Annotated in this window: 19 protein-coding genes; all 19 read right to left on the reverse strand. The window is 38.3% G+C overall.

The window, feature by feature from the left end; all coding sequences use genetic code 11:
• Positions 1 to 272 (reverse strand): hypothetical protein (locus tag SH601_RS17310; protein WP_319959598.1); only part of this gene is annotated, 272 nt, incomplete at its 3' end.
• Positions 273 to 328: 56 nt separating this feature from the next.
• Entirely contained in the window at positions 329 to 1564 is a 1236-nt protein-coding gene (locus tag SH601_RS17315; protein ID WP_319959599.1) for a serine hydroxymethyltransferase, read from the reverse strand.
• Positions 1565 to 1809: 245 nt separating this feature from the next.
• On the reverse strand, positions 1810 to 2766 hold the full coding sequence (locus SH601_RS17320) for a nucleoside hydrolase (RefSeq protein WP_319959600.1): 957 nt from the start codon (positions 2764 to 2766) through the stop codon (positions 1810 to 1812).
• 1 nt (position 2767) lies between these two features.
• Positions 2768 to 3706 carry a nucleoside hydrolase gene (locus tag SH601_RS17325; protein ID WP_319959601.1) on the reverse strand — a complete coding sequence of 313 codons (939 nt, stop codon included), beginning with the start codon at positions 3704 to 3706 and terminating at the stop codon, positions 2768 to 2770.
• Between the two features lie 449 nt (positions 3707 to 4155).
• Positions 4156 to 4701 (reverse strand): TIGR01440 family protein, encoded by a 546-nt coding sequence (locus SH601_RS17330; RefSeq protein ID WP_319959602.1) that lies wholly within the window; start codon positions 4699 to 4701, stop codon positions 4156 to 4158.
• Between the two features lie 18 nt (positions 4702 to 4719).
• Positions 4720 to 5160 (reverse strand): ribose 5-phosphate isomerase B, encoded by a 441-nt coding sequence (gene rpiB / locus SH601_RS17335; protein WP_319959603.1) that lies wholly within the window; start codon positions 5158 to 5160, stop codon positions 4720 to 4722.
• A gap of 36 nt (positions 5161 to 5196) precedes the next feature.
• Positions 5197 to 6495, reverse strand: a complete 1299-nt coding sequence (locus tag SH601_RS17340; protein ID WP_319959604.1) for a methyl-accepting chemotaxis protein — start codon at positions 6493 to 6495, stop codon at positions 5197 to 5199.
• Positions 6496 to 6527: 32 nt separating this feature from the next.
• Entirely contained in the window at positions 6528 to 7088 is a 561-nt protein-coding gene (locus tag SH601_RS17345) for a low molecular weight protein arginine phosphatase (RefSeq protein ID WP_319959605.1), read from the reverse strand.
• Between the two features lie 49 nt (positions 7089 to 7137).
• Positions 7138 to 7686: a manganese efflux pump MntP gene (locus SH601_RS17350; protein ID WP_319959606.1), complete on the reverse strand. Its 549-nt coding sequence runs from the start codon at positions 7684 to 7686 to the stop codon at positions 7138 to 7140.
• Positions 7687 to 7765: 79 nt separating this feature from the next.
• Entirely contained in the window at positions 7766 to 8776 is a 1011-nt protein-coding gene (locus tag SH601_RS17355; RefSeq protein WP_319959607.1) for an L-threonylcarbamoyladenylate synthase, read from the reverse strand.
• A 196-nt stretch (positions 8777 to 8972) separates the two neighbouring features.
• A complete protein-coding gene (locus SH601_RS17360; RefSeq protein WP_319959608.1) occupies positions 8973 to 9392 on the reverse strand; it encodes a hypothetical protein in 420 nt (139 codons plus the stop codon).
• 404 nt (positions 9393 to 9796) lie between these two features.
• Positions 9797 to 10381, reverse strand: a complete 585-nt coding sequence (spoIIR, locus tag SH601_RS17365; RefSeq protein ID WP_319959609.1) for a stage II sporulation protein R — start codon at positions 10379 to 10381, stop codon at positions 9797 to 9799.
• 74 nt (positions 10382 to 10455) lie between these two features.
• Positions 10456 to 10725 carry a hypothetical protein gene (locus SH601_RS17370; protein WP_319959610.1) on the reverse strand — a complete coding sequence of 90 codons (270 nt, stop codon included), beginning with the start codon at positions 10723 to 10725 and terminating at the stop codon, positions 10456 to 10458.
• A gap of 148 nt (positions 10726 to 10873) precedes the next feature.
• A complete protein-coding gene (gene prmC / locus SH601_RS17375; protein WP_319959617.1) occupies positions 10874 to 11731 on the reverse strand; it encodes a peptide chain release factor N(5)-glutamine methyltransferase in 858 nt (285 codons plus the stop codon).
• A 1-nt stretch (position 11732) separates the two neighbouring features.
• Positions 11733 to 12803, reverse strand: a complete 1071-nt coding sequence (gene prfA / locus SH601_RS17380; RefSeq protein ID WP_319959611.1) for a peptide chain release factor 1 — start codon at positions 12801 to 12803, stop codon at positions 11733 to 11735.
• Between the two features lie 69 nt (positions 12804 to 12872).
• On the reverse strand, positions 12873 to 13484 hold the full coding sequence (locus SH601_RS17385; RefSeq protein ID WP_319959613.1) for a thymidine kinase: 612 nt from the start codon (positions 13482 to 13484) through the stop codon (positions 12873 to 12875).
• A gap of 320 nt (positions 13485 to 13804) precedes the next feature.
• Positions 13805 to 14050: a type B 50S ribosomal protein L31 gene (locus SH601_RS17390; protein ID WP_319959614.1), complete on the reverse strand. Its 246-nt coding sequence runs from the start codon at positions 14048 to 14050 to the stop codon at positions 13805 to 13807.
• Between the two features lie 131 nt (positions 14051 to 14181).
• Positions 14182 to 15471 (reverse strand): transcription termination factor Rho, encoded by a 1290-nt coding sequence (gene rho / locus SH601_RS17395; RefSeq protein WP_319959615.1) that lies wholly within the window; start codon positions 15469 to 15471, stop codon positions 14182 to 14184.
• 431 nt (positions 15472 to 15902) lie between these two features.
• Positions 15903 to 17192 carry a UDP-N-acetylglucosamine 1-carboxyvinyltransferase gene (locus tag SH601_RS17400; protein WP_319959616.1) on the reverse strand — a complete coding sequence of 430 codons (1290 nt, stop codon included), beginning with the start codon at positions 17190 to 17192 and terminating at the stop codon, positions 15903 to 15905.
• Positions 17193 to 17597: the final 405 nt, after the last annotated feature.

A 17597-nucleotide genomic window follows, 5' to 3' on the forward strand; every position in this document is an offset into this window, starting at 1 on the left:
TTCCGCTCCTCTTCTTGCAACTTCCGCTCCTCTTCTTGCAACTTCCGCTCCTCTTCTTGCAACTTCCGCTCCTCTTCTTGCAACTTCCGCTCCTCTTCTTGCAACTTCCGCTCCTCTTCTTGCAACTTCCGCTTCTCTTCTTGCAACTTCCGCTTCTCTTCTTGCAACTTCCGCTCCTCTTCTTGCAACTTCCGCTCCTCTTCTTGTAACTTCCGCTTCTCTTCTTGCAACTTCCGCTTCTCTTCTTGTAACTTCCGCTTCTCTTCTTGCAACTAAATGAAACCAAAAAAAAGAGCAATACCCAAAGGGATATCACTCTTAGTTATGTTTATTGATACAATGGAAATTTGCTTGTTAGAGCTGTTACGCGTTCGCGTGCTTCTTGTAGTGTTGCTTCATCTTTTGGATTTTTTAATGTAAGAGCGATGATTTTCGCTACTTCTTCCATCTCTGCTTCTCCAAAACCGCGAGTTGTGACTGCTGCAGTACCAACTCGTACACCACTAGTAACAAATGGGCTCTCAGGATCAAATGGAATCGTATTTTTATTTGTTGTAATACCTACTTCATCGAGTGCCGCTTCTGCATCTTTACCAGTTAATTCTAAACCGCGAACATCTAGTAATAATAGGTGATTGTCCGTTCCACCTGAAACAGTGCGAATACCTTCTGCTTCCAATACTTCACCAAATTTTTTCGCATTTTCAATAATGTTTTTCGCGTATTCTTTAAATGATGGTTGCAATGCTTCTTTAAATGCTACTGCTTTTGCTGCAATCACGTGCATTAACGGTCCACCTTGAAGACCAGGGAAAACTGTTTTATCCAGTTTCTTCGCAAATTCTTCTTTACATAACACCATACCACCACGAGGGCCGCGTAATGTTTTATGTGTTGTTGTTGTTACGAAATCTGCATGTGGTACCGGATCTGGATGAAGACCAGCGGCAACAAGTCCAGCGATATGCGCCATATCAACCATTAAATAAGCACCAACAGCATCAGCAATCTCACGGAATTTAGCAAAATCTATTTCACGCGGATAAGCACTTGCTCCTGCTACAATCAATTTAGGTTGTACTTCTTTCGCTTTCTGCAATACATCGTCATAATCAATTTGTTCTGACTCTTGGTCTACACCATAATCAACAAAATTGAATAGCTTTCCACTAAAGTTAACAGGACTTCCGTGTGTTAAGTGTCCACCATGACTTAAATTCATCCCTAGCACCGTATCACCAGGTTCTAAAATAGTGAAGTAAACAGCCATGTTTGCTTGTGCACCAGAATGTGGTTGAACATTCGCGTGATCTGCACCAAATAATTGTTTAGCACGGTCTCTTGCTAAATCTTCTGCCACATCGACATGTTCACAACCACCATAATAGCGACGACCTGGATATCCTTCTGCATATTTATTCGTCAAAACAGACCCTTGTGCTTCCATTACTGCTTCTGAAACAAAGTTTTCTGAAGCAATTAACTCAATTTTATCGTTCTGGCGCTTTCTTTCATCCTCAATTGACTTGTAAAGCTCTACATCAAAATTTTTAACGTGATCCATTTTTGCTCCCCCTAACAGTAGGTATATTATTCGTTATTTAGCTTATCTCATTCTAAAATAACATCATTTTTGAAATAATTCCAGATGTTTTTACGAATAAAAAACTCAAATAAGCATTTTTTATTCGTAATCAGTAAAAATATCTCCTTTAATAGCATACCAGTAATTGCAGCACTTAGTAAATTAACAAGTATTCAGTCCATAGTTGTAGGGAGATTGGAACCCATTCATTCTTGTAATCATCCTTACTTAATCGCGTTCAGTACTTGGAATAAGTCTTCTTTAAACTTATTGCGATCAATCGCTTCACAAACACGAACATTCGCTGGCTGTTCAAATCTATTATTAATATCAACTAAGCTATAACCACGTGTTAGCTCACCTTTTGTTTCGACATCGACATAGTAATCATGTGATTCGGACATGACATCCTCATTCGCCGCAACAGATACTAACAATGTATCAGGATGGGTTGTCCCATTTAAACGGTGTACTTCTTTGTTAAATTTCATCACAACTCGATTAATATCAATGAAAAATTGTGAACCTGCTGTATCTAGCGCCTGAATTTCTTCATGATCATGATCATCCATAATGGAATAATCTGTACACATATCCCAACCTACCATCGTAATCGGAATACCTGCATGTAACACAAGTTTGGCAGCCTCTGGGTCGACCCAGAAGTTATATTCAGCTGCAGGTGTAATATTTCCTAACGTATTGTTCGTCCCACCCATAATATAAATGTGTGGGATATCCTTCACAATGGATGGATCTTTTTTGATTGCCATCGCAATATTCGTTAACGGTGCAATCGCTAAAAGAGAGATTTCACCTGGATATTCTTTTACCTTTTCAATCATAAAATCAACCGCATGTCCTTCTTCTGGACGCTGTTTTGCTTTCGGGAAAAATGAGCCGCCCATACCATCTTCACCATGTACATCTTCTACTGTTCGATGACGTTCATTTCCTGCTTGTAAGATTGGCCCTTCGTACCCTTTATAAACAGGCACATGATAGGTAGGATTTGCTACTTGAATCGTATAAAGCGCATTTTCTACTTCTTGGTCAAAATCAACATTACCACCTGTAATTGTTACACCTTCCACTTGGAAATGATGTAGTGCAGTTAATAACGCAATGGTATCGTCGCCAGCAGTATCTGTATCCATAATCACTCGTCTTTTCGTACTCATGTTATTCTCCTTGTCTCGCTAAGTCTGTGATATAGTCAAAGAATGCGTCTCTTTCTACTTCATAAACTAGCTCCACACTTCGTCCATCTTCTGATAGCTCTGTCTTCCCTTGACTTGCGCCATCAGGATGTACAATACTTTTCACTTCTTTTGTTTTCACTAACTCTGGCTTGCCAATGGTAGCTGTTGTTAACACGTCCCATAGGAAGTAAGTCGAGTTTGTTTGGAAATGAACGAGTGGTGGTACCATCGCATAGCATTGACCAAGGAAATCAATACCTATATCTTTTCTTTCACGAGCCCATCTCTCTCGAACATCTACTGTTAAAGGAACCATATTCGTACTTTCTAATGCGACTAAATCTATTTTAATATTACTATCCCAAACGGTTTTGGCTGCTTCAGGATCCCAGAAGGCATTCCATTCCGCTGTTCCATCATGTTCAGGTTCTTCTACGTTACCTTCTTCTAAGAAAGTACCGCCCATCCATACAAGTTTTTCAATTTTTTCTTCAATATCTGGAGCTTCTTCAAGTGCACGTGCTAAATCAGTAAGTGGGCCAATAAATAAAAGGGTAACTGGCTCTGAACTGTTACGTAGTGCTTCAATCATATGTTGGTGTGCAGGAAGATCTGACACGTTTGCCTTTGGTGATCCAAATTCATTTAAAATAGGTAAGGCATCAACAAAAAATGCATGCATACGCCAGTCTTTTGGAAAAGGATTTTTCCCTCTAGAAGTGGATGCTGCTACTTCAACATCTTGTTTACCGAAACGATCAATGATTTTACGACTTGCATAAACAGCTGGCTCTAAATAACAATCAGCTGGAATAACACTAACACCGAGTAATTCAACATCTTCCATTTGCATTAACAAATATAGCGAAACTAAATCGTCTACTCCGCCATCATGATTCATGTAAACTTTCTTCGTCATATGTACTAGCTCCCTTTTTTGTATTGACCAATACTGGCCTTTTTCTGTTGTTAAACGAAAATCTATCATTTAACAGTTGTCTAAGTACTCCATCTGTACCACAACAAAAGTGTAACATATTTTTTCAAAAACTTAATTATTCTGTATTTTTCGAATTTTTAAACTGGGTTTGTTTTTATATTCTTAAGTCGATTGCTCAAGGATATAACTTTCTATTTTTGGCTGCGTTTTGTCCTTCATCGGCTCTATGAGTGACCGCAGCTTTTGCTCTTGCTCGGGCATTCATCAGCTCTATGAGTGACCGAATCTCTTGCTTTTGCTCTTACTCGGGCTTTCATCAGCTCTATCAACTACTTAACTTTTCTCTCGCTCTCTGTTTTGTCCTTGAGACGCTTATAAAACAAAAAAATCTGAACATGAAATCGTTCAGATTTATTTTGCGATCCTATTTAATCCGGGTATACCGCTCTTGGTCCACCGATTAGTTTTGGTCTTGTTCGCGCGTTTGTCGTTCTCGCCTTTCCGACATAGCGCTTCTCTAGGCGTAGCGGCACAGCTACTCGTTTCAAGTGCATGCCGATCATTGTTTCTCCGATATCGATACCTGCGTCTGCTTGGATCGTTTCCACGACAACCGCATCGTTTAAGTGTTCATATGCATAGGTAGCCATCGATCCGCCTGCATGACGAACTGGTTGAACAGCTACTTCATCAAGCCTGTGCTCACGCATCACACTTTTTTCTAATACAATTGCTCGATTGAGATGTTCACAACATTGAAAGCATAAGTGTACACCTGTTTGTTCTTTTAGACGATTTAATTCACGGAAAATGACTACTGCTACCTCTTCACTTCCCGCTGTACCGATATGCTCGCCAGCTACTTCACTTGTAGAGCAACCAATTACAAAAAGGTCTCCCTCTGTCAGAAAATTGAGTGAAATCCATTCATCAACGATAGCTTTTACATCATTTTCCCACTCCATTGTCTGCATCGATTTTCCCCTTTTCATTTACTTACTCTCGTAATCTGCCACTTTACCAATTCGGTTAGCATGTCTACCACCTTGGAATTCTGTACCTAACCATATCTGGGCAATCTCTCTTGCTAATCCAGGGCCAATAACTCGCTCCCCCATCGCAAGCATATTAGAATCATTATGTTCTCTCGTTGCTTTAGCACTAAACGTATCATGTACAAGTGCTGCGCGAACACCTTTGACTTTATTCGCCGCAATTGACATACCAATACCAGTACCACAAATCAAAATACCTCGATCAAATTCACCGCTTGCTACTCGTTCTGCAGCAGGAATTCCGTAGTCTGGATAATCGACAGAATCTGCACAATTACAGCCGATATCTTCATATTCAACATTCAATTCTTCTAATAGCGAAGCGATTTCCTTAGATAAATGAATCCCACCGTGATCAGATGCTAAAATAACCTTCATGGCAATAAATGCTCCTTTTTTTATAAAAGTATTATATTAGTTAAGCTTAAATTGCTGCATTTCTAATTTCAAGTTTTGTGCTTGTTTGTCGAGCGAAATAGCTAAGCCTTCTAAGTTCTCAGCAAAATTCGACTGTTCCTCTACAGTAGCTCGCATTTCTTCGGATCCTGCAGATGTTTCTTCGGCAATCGCTGCAACGTTTTGTGATTGTGATTGTGTGGCTTCCATTTCCTTCAATTGATTATTAACAAGCTGTGATATTTCCCTAATAGATGAAGCAACCTGGAGAACGGAGTCTGACATACTATCAATCACACTATTTGTTCGTTCCCCTTTTTTCACTTCGCCACGTGTTTCATCAACATGTACACGCATATTACCAACTACTAATTCCACATCTTTTTGCATATCTTGAATCAATTGAGAGATTGTTTGCACAGCATTAGAACTTTGGTCCGCTAATTTCCTTACCTCTTCGGCAACAACAGCAAACCCTTTTCCTTCTTCACCTGCTCTTGATGCTTCAATCGATGCGTTTAATGCTAGCAAATTTGTCTGCTCACTAATATCACCGACTAAAGAAATGACATTTTCGACTTCTTTCGCTTTTTGTGATAAACGATTCACATCATTTAGTGCATGATCTTGCTTGTCCGCTAATTGAACAATACCTGTTACTAATTGGCCAATAACATTTTTCGATTCATTTAGCTGCTCTACCATCTCATTGGATTTATGCTGAGAATCATTTGCCTTTTGATCAACCTGAGTAGCCAAATGGGTAGCATTTTCTACTGCTTCTGCTGTTTGTTGAATCGCTTCAGAACTCTCCTCTGCACCAGAAGAAATCTGACCGATCGTCTCTTCTAATACATTTGTTTGCTCTTTCGATTTAGACGCTGCTTCTTTCATTTTATGTACGGATTGAGAAGTTTCATCTGCATGCCCTTCAATTTCCGTTAAAACGGTTCTTAATTGTTCTACCATTTTTTGAAAGGCTAAAGTCAATTCACTTATTTCATCGCCATTCGTTTTCGGCTTTTCTATTTCCACATTCAAATCGCCATCTGCGACTTTTGTTGCAACATTTTTCAACTTGTTCAATGACTTCGTAATAAATCCTGCTGCGATAAAAGCTAAAATTCCAGACCATATAATCCCTAATGTTAATGTTCCTAACACAAACCATGATTCAGGGATATGAATAAACTCTCTAATCATTCCTGATAGTACATAAATAAAGATAGCACTAGTAGAATACGTAATAATCGCTAACAACGTAGTAAATATCACCAATCTAATGCGTAAACTAAGACCTTTTTTCCCCTTGACCATTTGACTACCTCCTGTGAAAAAAATGTGACTTTTTATCTAAGTCTATTTTCCACTTTTTCGATCAATAGTGCAAGGTAATTCTCTATTTCTTCATAAGTTTTTTGATAAGTCATATAATTACCGCCAAACGGATCACTAATATCGACATGTTGAATCGTTTGTTCCAAATGACGAATTTTATCCTCTATTAAAGTAACTTGCTTATCCCCTCGTAATTTTGCTTGTTCCAATTCACTATATGCCGCTTTTAATTCTTGCCATGCTTGTTCATATTCTGGATTGGCAAACTCTTTTAATGTGAAAATTTTAGCAATATCATCTGGATAACTTTGCTTCAAAAAATCACGATGTTGAGCAGTCATCGTCAAAATTAAATCAGCCCATGACATTAATTCTACTGTAACAGGTTGCGAAGCGTGATCAACATCGATTCCTTCTTGTCTTAATACTTCTCTCGTTCCTTCTGATGCTATCATTCCAATCCCTGCAAATATTCCAGCAGATTGAACATTATGAGTTGTCTTATGTTTCATAATCGCTTCCGCCATCGGACTACGACACGTATTACCTGTACATACAAACAAAATATTCATTTCATGCTTGCCCCCATCTTCCATTTCTATCTTTTCATTATATCACAATTCAAAGCAACACATTGAGTCCGAAAGCACACAAAATAGCTCCGCCAAACAGCTCACTATACGTACCTAATAGACGATGTGTTTTTCTACCAATTAATAAAGCAAGCCACGTTAAAACCGTACTCATCATGCCAAACATCATGATGACAAGAGCTGTTGATAAGCCTGATAATCCTAGAGAAATACCAATCGAAAAGCTGTCCAAACTAACGGTGAAAGCAAAAATAAGCACGCCAAACCCTATAGGTTCAAGGATTTGGTTATCTTTTTTCTGGAATGTATGGATAATCATCTGGATACCAATTGCACACAACAATAAACCAGAAGCTAGCATGGCAATTCCTTCAATTTTATTCGATAATAACGCACCAAGTAACAATCCGATAAAAGGCATGATGATATGAAAAATGCCAACTACTAATCCAATCATAGCAATCCGTTTTAATCGGATCTCTCGCATTCCCATTGCTAGTCCAACAGAAAAAGCATCCATCCCTAAAGCAAGTGACATACAAATAATCGATAAAACTTCTATAATGGACGATTCCACTAAAAATCCCCTCCCAAGCATGAACAAGACAAGTGTCTCCTTGTCCCATTCTTATGCATAGGAGGGGGATGATATGTTTTTACTTTTGTTGATAATAATCTGTTGCTGCTTTTGTCAATCGATTCATAATTGCTTCGCCAATCCCGTCTAATGGATAAGCTTCCGCTAAAATAATATCTACATCTGTATCATTAAAAAATCTTAACGCATAATACAGATTTGCAGCGACTTCTTCCAATACTTCATGGCTACCGACATCATAATGAATATCTCCTTGAAGCTGATTAATGAATGGATTGCTTGCAATAACGCCAACCTTTTGCCCTTTTTGCTGATATTGATGAATATACTGTTGGAAAAACTCTCTGTCTCCATCCACTAATATTAGTGGAGCATCTGGTTCATAATGATTATATTTCATCCCAGGTGCTTTCGGTTTATTGTCCTCTAATGAACGAGACATTTCCACTTTGCCAACCACTTGTTCAATCGCTTGTTTCGTCACACCACCAGGGCGTAATATAACCGGTATTTCGCCTGTTCCATCAACAACAGTAGATTCTAAGCCTACACCTGTTGGGCCACCATCGATAATACCAGCGATTCTCCCTGCTAAATCTTGATAAACATGCTCAGCAGTTGTCGGACTAGGTTTACCTGACAAGTTTGCACTTGGTGCCGCTAACGGAAGAGTCGCTTCTTTAATAAGCTTTCTAGCAATTGGATTTCCAGGTATTCTAATTGCCACCGTATCTAAACCAGCCGTTACACTTTTCGCAACAGTCCCATTACTTTTCAATATAATCGTGAAAGGGCCAGGCATAAAATGTTCAATTAGTTGTTGTGCAAGGGGAGGTATTTCTCGTACATAATGCATAATTTGCTCGGCATCATGCACATGGACAATCAATGGATTATCTGATGGTCGTCCCTTTGCTTGATATATTTTAGATACAGCGGATTCGCTAGTTGCATCCGCACCTAAACCATAGACTGTTTCAGTCGGAAATGCGACTAATTCTTGATTACGTAATAACTCACCAGCTGTTTGTAGTGACTGTGTACTTGCATCAAATTTTTCTGTTTTCATGATTATCCCTCGATCTTGATAGCTTCTACAATTATTATGAAGTTTTCATAAAAAATGTGCAAGCACCTTCTCTTATTCACAACCTTTCCACAAACAGCAATCATTATGTGTATAAATTTTCAGTTTATTCACAATTTTACTCACACTTATTACGCAATCTCTTTTTTATCCACATACTTATTAACAAAAAAATAGTTCACTGTGTGTAACTGACGTTTTTGTCCACATTTCGTAATGAAGTTATCCACCAATTCGCTTCGGAATGCTCTCCAAATTCCTTGTCAGTCGGGCGATAGCCCAATTGTGTTAATAACTCATCAAGCATTGTTGTCTTGCTGTGGATAACCAATGATTCCGCACCATTGTTTTGCGATAAAGATTCCGCCGTTTGAATAATTGTTACTGGTGTCAAGACTGGGGCCCCTCTTTTAATTAATAATGTACGTAACCAGTAAGATGTTTGCTCGATTGGAACAAGAGCAAAGAAAGCAATAGGCTTATTGTCTGTGTACAAAAAATAACCATGCTCCTTCATCGATTCTAGCGGCACTTCCTCTTCTTCAAAAAAACACTCAAACTCCTTCTTGTCCATTTCCTTCGTCATCTTTAATTCCATTATTTCACCTCTATCATTTTGTCTTACTATCAATCTATGACAAAATGATAGATTTATGACTGATTATTGCAACTGGCGAGAGATTCTCTCATAGACATAACTTGGCGATTTGGTTGACTTGTGTCCATGAGACTGTTTCTCATAGACATAACTTTATGATTTGGTTGACTTGTGTCCATGAGGCTGCTTCTCATAGACTTAACTTGGCGATTTGATTGAGTTGTGTCCATGAGGCTGCTTCTCATAGACTTAACTTGGCGATTTGATTGAGTTGTGTCCATGAGGCTGCTTCTCATAGACCTAACTTGGCGATTTGATTGAGTTGTGTCCATGAGGCTGCTTCTCATAGACTTAACCTTGCAATCAGAACGTGTTATGTCCTTAAGACGACTGCACAGTGACACTTAACTAAACCATTTCAAGAAGAAAAAAGTATATTCTACTTCTTCTTCCTCTTGCTCTTCTTCATTTACTTCAACATCTTCCTCTTCTTCCTCTTGTACCGTGGTACCGAAAGAAAAGTCTAAAAAGCATAGTGGCGGGAAGACGACACACCACCAATTCGATCCTTCTGCTTCCCCTAAAGTAATGAGAATCGCTTCGTATTCACCAGCAGGATACACATATTGATCATATAATTTTGTCGGAAACTGCACATCTTCACGATATTCTACGGTATAATCAATCCCATCTTCTGCAACAACTTGTGCAACAATGTGATCAATATCATCAATCCGATCTGATATTAATTGTCTTGCTTCGTCAATATCATCCATGTCCTCTACCCATTCCGTCACCTCTTCGTTCACAGCATCGCGCACTTTATGTTTTAATGCCTGATCATGTTCCTCATCACTGTTTGCTAAAATTCTTAAGCGAATCGCCTCATCCGGAATCACTTGAAACGCTTCTTCATGACTTGTAACTTTTTGTGGAAAGAAGCCAATAACTAAAAATGATAATATACTAAAAAAAAGAAGTTTTCGCATTTTTTTATCCCCCTGTTATAACGTTTGCTAGTCACAGTCTGGACAAAGGCGAAAACTTCTAAACTTTCAATCTATTATTTTTTATCACGGTGTAAGACTCCATCAACTTTATTGAAGATAAAATCACTAACAAAAAACACTATTAAGCTAGCTATTAAAATCAAAAAGGAATGATTAAAACGATCGTACGAAAAAACAGAATATATAGAACTTATCAATAAAGCAATCAGACAAAAAGCAAATCCTACTTTGACTGCTTTTTCAGCATTTTTCTTTTCTTTATCTGTCATTTTTTTAAAAAACAATGTTAGCCCTCCAAGCAAACGAGATTTATCACGGAGCAAACGTCCGTAAGACCCCTACTTCAAGATTCGAGTAAAAGCAAAGAAGTTAAGTGAGGGATAAACGGACGCTAACACCCTGATAAGTTTCGCTAGCAATCAGCGGGAGTCAAAAACTCCCACTGATTGAGTCTCACTTTATACACACTCATCATGTCACTATCTGTACAATTCGGTCTTTTTTGTTAATATCTTGGATGACTTTCACTGTGCTTTGTGGATAATATTGTTTGGCAATAGTCGTTACTGCTTCCCCTTGTGTATAACCTATTTCGAAGAAGATCATTCCGTTTGGTTTTAAAACGGATGGTGCTTGTTGTAAAATTTGCTGATAAGCTGCTAGACCATCATTTTCAGCAAACAAAGCCATTTCTGGGTCAAAATGCTTCACTGTATCAGAAAGTTTTTCCGCTTCCTCATAGGCGATATAGGGCGGATTGGATACAATGATATCTACTTTTTGTCCACAGTCAATCAACGGTTCTAAAAAACTTCCTTGATAAAAGTCTACTTCCGCTTCGTGTTTTGCTGCATTTTTCTTAGCGACTGTTAATGCATCTGGGGATAAATCGACCGCAAGCATCTTCAGCTGCTGCCTTTCCCATTCTTTTGCCAAAGTAACCGCTATAATTCCGCTACCTGTCCCGATATCCACACATGTTAAATGGTTAGCGTTATCCACGGTGTTGATAACATCTTGAATTAATTCTTCTGTTTCTGGTCTTGGAATGAGCACATCTTTATTCACATAAAAAGTGCGTCCATAAAATTCTTCTAAACCTGTTAAATGCTGCACAGGTATTTTTGTTTCTGCATGTTGCTTAATTTGTTGTTGAAATAACTCCCACTTTTCAGCAGGTAGCTGCTGTCGTAACTGAAAAAGCAAATCTGTTTTCGACCATTCTAGTAAATGTAAAAGTAAAATTTCCGCTACTTTTGGTTCACACTGATGCTCCTCTAAACAAGAAGAAGCCCATTTAAGGGCCTCATGTACAGTCGGAATCTGCATATTAATCACCGATATTTTCCATTTTCTCTGCTTGTTCTTCTAAAATAAGCGCATCAATCACTTCTGAAAGCTTACCTTCTAGAATTTGATCTAGCTTTTGAATCGTTAGGCCAATTCGGTGGTCTGTTACACGGTTTTGTGGGAAATTGTATGTTCTAATTCGCTCAGAACGGTCACCAGAACCTACCGCAGATTTACGTGTCTCATCATATTCCGCTTGTGCTTCCTGTTGGAACTTATCATAAATGCGCGCACGCAAAATCTTCATTGCTTTTTCTTTGTTTTTAATTTGCGATTTCTCATCTTGGATGGAAACAACAATACCAGTTGGTTCATGCGTCAATCGTACAGCTGACATTGTCGTGTTTACGGATTGACCACCAGGACCACTTGAAGCAAATGTATCTACACGAATATCTTTTTCATGAACATCTACTTCAACTTCCTCTGCTTCTGGCATTACGACAACTGTTGCTGTTGATGTATGGATACGTCCACCAGACTCTGTTTCTGGCACACGTTGTACACGGTGAGCGCCATTTTCAAATTTCAATTTAGAATACGCACCATTACCATTAATCATAAAGACAATCTCTTTAAATCCACCAACACCTGTTGTACTAGAATCCATTACATCGATTTTCCAGCCTTGTGTTTCTGCATAGCGAGAATACATACGGAATAAATCCCCAGCAAAAAGAGCTGCCTCATCTCCACCAGCTGCACCTCGAACCTCCATAATAACGTTTTTGTCATCATTCGGATCTTTCGGTAATAATAAGATTCTTAATTCTTCTTCTAGTTCGGTTTCACGGTCAGCAAGCTCTGCAATTTCTAATTTAGCCATTTCACGCATTTCATTATCAAGATCTTCATCTAACATCTCTTTTGCATCACTTAATTGAGCTGTGACTTCTTTATATTCACGATAAGCCGTAATCACATCTTGAAGATCTGATTGCTCTTTAGAATATTCTCTTAGTTTTTTGGAATCACTAATAACCTCAGGGTCACTTAGTAGTTCATTTAATTTATCATAACGTGCTTCTAGCGCTTGTAAACGATCTAACACGTTCTTCACCTCTTTCTCCGATTAGCAAAACTTCATTATGATACAGTATATACAAAGTTCGGAAGACCGTCAAAATCTACTGTGATTCTTCAACTTACTTTTCGGATGATTCGGAACCTCATGATGATGTCTGCATCTAGGCTCATAGGATTCTTTCGCACCTACTAGAATAACCGGATCATCGTATGATGCCGGACTACCATTAATTAATCTTTGTGTCCTACTTGCTGGTGATCCACATACAGGACATACAGCATTTAGTTTTGTCACAAATTCACTAATGGAGAGAAGTTCTGGCATTGGGCCAAATGGTTCTCCACGGAAATCCGTATCTAGTCCTGCTAAAACAACACGATGTCCTCTATCAGCTAACTCTGATACAACATGAATGATTTCGTCATCGAAAAATTGCACTTCATCAATGCCAATTAAATCCATATCCTCGCTAACATCGTCCAATATTTCTCGGGATCGCTCAACAGGCTTCGCCATTACTTCTGTTCCGTTATGGGAAACAACATATTCGTCTTTATATCGATTATCAATGAGAGGTTTATAAACAGCTACTGTAAGATTTCCAAATGTAGCTCGTCTTACTCGGCGGATTAATTCTTCCGACTTACCTGAGAACATGCTTCCACATATTAACTCAATCCAGCCAGCATGCTTCATAATGTGCATGGTTCTTGCCCCTTCCACTTTTTGTTTCTCTATATGTTTTTATCGCGGTGCAAACGTCTGTAAAACCCACACTTCAAGGTTCAAGTTGTAACACAGAAGCTAAGTGAGGGCTAAACAGACGCTAACTCCCTAATAAGTTTCGCTAACAATCAGTGAGAGTAAAAAACTCCAACTGATTGAAGTCTCACTTTATATAAATAAATCGCTATTTTGCTCATAAAATGTAATATTTCCAATAAAAAACAGGCAAATTTTTAGTGCATTTGCCTGTTTTAAGGATTTTTATCCTATTATATCTGCTTACAATGAAAAAATACCTCTTATTTAAAGTTATATTTTTTCTTGAACTTGTCAACACGACCGCCGACTTTATCAGCTTTTTGTTTACCAGTATAGAACGGGTGAGAAGCTGAGCTGATTTCTACACGGATTAATGGGTAAGTTTTACCATCTTCCCACTCAATTGTCTCTTCAGACGTTTTTGTTGATCCGCCTAGGAATTTGTAGTCTGAGCTTGTATCAAGAAATACAACTTTTTGGTATTCTGGATGAATTCCTTGTTTCATGTTTGTACACTCTCCTTTTGCCCTGAATCCTGAGGAAACAGAGTTAGATTAATGCATTCATAGCATTTTGGTCATACAGATGAATTATATCAATATCGAGTATCGTTTGCAAGGATATTTTTGCATTTCTATTAATCAGCTAGTTTTTTCGTACCTTTTCGTTTCATTTCTTCTTCTAGTACGGTTAAGAATTCTTCATTACTCTTCGTTGAACGTAATTTACGTAAAAATCGTTCTAAGAAGTCTGGAGAATCTTGCATACTTTTACGAATTGCCCACATTTTTTCTAGGTGTGATTTCGATACTAGCAATTCTTCTTTTCTCGTACTAGAACGTAAAATATCAATCGCAGGGAAAATACGACGTTGTGCCAAATTACGATCTAAGTGTAATTCCATGTTACCTGTTCCTTTGAACTCTTCATAGATAACGTCGTCCATACGAGAGCCAGTCTCTACTAATGCTGTTGCTAAAATAGTGAAGCTTCCGCCATCTTCAATATTTCGAGCGGCACCGAAGAAACGTTTCGGTCTATGGAAGGCTGCTGGGTCAATACCACCAGACAATGTTCTACCACTCGGTGGAATAACAAGGTTATAAGCACGAGCAAGTCTTGTAATACTATCCATTAGTACCACTACGTCTTTTTTATGCTCTACTAGACGCATCGCACGCTCCAATACTAATTCTGCTACTTTAATATGGTTTTCTGGTACTTCATCGAACGTTGAGCTAACTACGTCTACATTATCAGCTACAGATCGTTCAATGTCTGTTACTTCCTCTGGACGCTCGTCTACTAATAAAATAATAAGCTTCGTGTTCGGATGATTTTTCGTAATACTGTTAGCAATTTGTTTAAGGAGCATTGTTTTACCTGCTTTAGGAGGCGCCACAATTAAACCACGTTGACCATAACCAACAGGTGTTAATAAATCCATAATTCTCGTTGAAATCAGCTTCGTATCTGTCTCTAAGTTCATTAAACGATTTGGATATAAAGGTGTCAAAGCTGGGAAATGAACACGTTCTTTAGCAGCTTCAGGATCTTCGCCATTAACCGCATCTACATGTAATAATCCGTAATAGCGTTCATTTTCTTTTGGCGGACGTACTTTACCAGATACTTTATCACCATTACGTAAATCAAAGCGACGAATTTGCGATGCTGAGATATAAATATCCTCTGCACTTGGTGAATAATTAATCGGACGTAAGAAGCCAAACCCTTCTGTCGGGATGATTTCCAAAATACCATCCATGAAAAGGTATCCACCTTTTTCCGCTTGCGCTTTTAAAATAGCAAATATTAGTTCTTTTTTTGTTAACTTAGCATAATATGATACTTTAAATTCCTTTGCTTTTGCGTAAAGCTCTTTAAGTGTCATATGTTCTAATTCAGAAATTGTTACTTCACTCACAAAATCACCACACCTATTTATTTTTATATTTCTCCATCTTCATCTATTGTTCGAGATTAACAGTTTGTAGATTTAATAAAACATGAGGAATTGTATCAATCTATCATGATTGATCAATTGTAATTACGATATAATTATTGCTAAACAATCCATGGTCAATCAGTAAATGGAAACTCAAATTGGAGCACCGAGATCACTTGAAATCTCAAGAAGAGTATGAGATGGAAGCACCTTCATCCAATGATTTATAGGATGATATTGAAGAACTCAAGTAATGAAAATAATCGAGTTATTTTTATTCTTCCTATATAGTACATGGTTACAACTAGATATTCAACTGATTTTTTAGAAAAACTGATTTTTTTGTATTTTTATTGTGGAAAATAGCATGAATCTAATAGGAAAAGAGAGACTATATTAGCCTCTCTATGTTAGGAATTATGCACTTGCTGGATTTCTTTTTCTGTCATTTCCTCTCGCCATACTTTGGCGCCGAGATCTTTTAATTTCTCTGTCAAACTAGAATAGCCTCGATCAATGTGTTCTAGTCCTGTTATTTCCGTAATGCCCTCTGCCATTAATCCAGCCACAATTAGTGAGGCACCTGCTCTTAAATCACTTGCTTTTACTTTCGCACCTGCAAGTGGTGTAGGGCCTTGTACAATAGCGGAGCTGCCTTCCACTTTAATCTGCGCATTCATTCTTCTCAGCTCATCAATATGCTTAAAGCGAGCTTGATAAATGGTATCTGTTACAACTCCAGTACCTTCCGCTTTCGTTAATAACGAAGTAAAAGGTTGCTGAAGATCTGTCGGAAAGCCCGGGTGTACAAGCGTTTTAATATCTACACTTTTTAGCTTTTTAGTTGCACTTGATATAAGCAGTTGTTCTTCCCCTTCTTCAATATCAACGCCCATTTCGCGTAACTTAGCAAGCAATGGTTCAAGGTGCTGTGGGATAACATTATCGATTAACACACTCTCTCCTTGAGCTGCAGCCATTATTGTATATGTCCCCGCTTCAATTCGATCAGGAATAATCGTATGCATACAACCAGTTAACTCATCGACACCATCAATACGAATAACATCGGTTCCGGCCCCTTTAATTTTGGCTCCCATACTTGTTAATAAAGTTGCAACGTCAATAATCTCCGGTTCTCTTGCAGCATTTTCAATTACTGTACGACCTTTTGCACGTACTGCAGCAAGCATAATATTAATCGTAGCTCCTACACTAACAACATCTAGATAGATACGAGCACCTTTCAGCTCCTTCGCACGCAAATAGATCGCACCCTGTTCATTTGTAACCGTTGCTCCTAATGCTTCAAAACCTTTAATATGCTGATCAATTGGTCTTGGTCCTAGGTAACAACCACCTGGTAAGCCAATAACCGCTTCTTTAAAACGGCCTAGCATCGCACCCATAAAATAATACGAAGCACGTAATTTTTTGACACGACCATTCGGCAGTGGCATTGCCGTCATACGTGAAGGATCAATATGTACTGTTTGTCCTTTACGCTCAACTGTTCCACCAATCTCTTCTAGCAATTGACTTAGCGTTTCTACGTCTGAAATATCTGGTAAACCTTCGATAATTACTTTTGAATCTGCCAATATGGAAGCTGGTAATAATGCTACCGCACTATTTTTTGCTCCGCTAATTCGCACCTTCCCATTTAACAAATGACCGCCTTCAACGAGCAACTTTTGCATCTATATTCCCTCACTTTCAAGGATTGCTATCACAACTAGCACCATTGATATTCTATACTTAGTCTTTGCGAAACCTACCATAATTATGTAATCGAAATCACACTTACTACTATTATATCCTATTTTGATATGAATGAAAATAAAACGAATGAAAGCAATATATTAGATGATTGAGTAAAAATTATAACTCCAATATTCCATTTTGATGAATGACCCAATTTTTGCGTATCGCTTTTTTCAGGCTTTCATCGGCTTGATGAGTGAGCTTTAGATATCTTTTGATAATGATAAGTCTAATGGTCCTTCTATGTGTAGGTGTTCACATGTTATATAAAACCTCTATTGCCAACGGGGCATGTATCATAATGCTGAATACATTCATTGGTGGTGCGCATATTTTTACTG

The organism is Gracilibacillus pellucidus (assembly GCF_033949965.1).
Classification (GTDB): Bacteria; Bacillota; Bacilli; order Bacillales; family Amphibacillaceae; genus Gracilibacillus; species Gracilibacillus pellucidus.

Bases quoted from the DNA above. Each gene is read 5' to 3' on its own strand.
- SH601_RS17385 (WP_319959613.1), bottom strand. From the start codon at position 13,484: ATGCACATTATGAAGCATGCTGGCTGGATTGAGTTAATATGTGGAAGC.
- rpiB (WP_319959603.1), bottom strand. From the start codon at position 5,160: ATGAAGGTTATTTTAGCATCTGATCACGGTGGGATTCATTTATCTAAG.
- spoIIR (WP_319959609.1), bottom strand. From the start codon at position 10,381: ATGCGAAAACTTCTTTTTTTTAGTATATTATCATTTTTAGTTATTGGC.
- SH601_RS17400 (WP_319959616.1), bottom strand. From the start codon at position 17,192: ATGCAAAAGTTGCTCGTTGAAGGCGGTCATTTGTTAAATGGGAAGGTG.
- prmC (WP_319959617.1), bottom strand. From the start codon at position 11,731: ATGCAGATTCCGACTGTACATGAGGCCCTTAAATGGGCTTCTTCTTGT.
- SH601_RS17345 (WP_319959605.1), bottom strand. From the start codon at position 7,088: ATGAATATTTTGTTTGTATGTACAGGTAATACGTGTCGTAGTCCGATG.
- SH601_RS17315 (WP_319959599.1), bottom strand. From the start codon at position 1,564: ATGGATCACGTTAAAAATTTTGATGTAGAGCTTTACAAGTCAATTGAG.
- SH601_RS17355 (WP_319959607.1), bottom strand. From the start codon at position 8,776: ATGAAAACAGAAAAATTTGATGCAAGTACACAGTCACTACAAACAGCT.
- SH601_RS17330 (WP_319959602.1), bottom strand. From the start codon at position 4,701: ATGCAGACAATGGAGTGGGAAAATGATGTAAAAGCTATCGTTGATGAA.
- SH601_RS17360 (WP_319959608.1), bottom strand. From the start codon at position 9,392: ATGGAATTAAAGATGACGAAGGAAATGGACAAGAAGGAGTTTGAGTGT.
- SH601_RS17340 (WP_319959604.1), bottom strand. From the start codon at position 6,495: ATGGTCAAGGGGAAAAAAGGTCTTAGTTTACGCATTAGATTGGTGATA.
- SH601_RS17325 (WP_319959601.1), bottom strand. From the start codon at position 3,706: ATGACGAAGAAAGTTTACATGAATCATGATGGCGGAGTAGACGATTTA.
- SH601_RS17390 (WP_319959614.1), bottom strand. From the start codon at position 14,050: ATGAAACAAGGAATTCATCCAGAATACCAAAAAGTTGTATTTCTTGAT.
- SH601_RS17320 (WP_319959600.1), bottom strand. From the start codon at position 2,766: ATGAGTACGAAAAGACGAGTGATTATGGATACAGATACTGCTGGCGAC.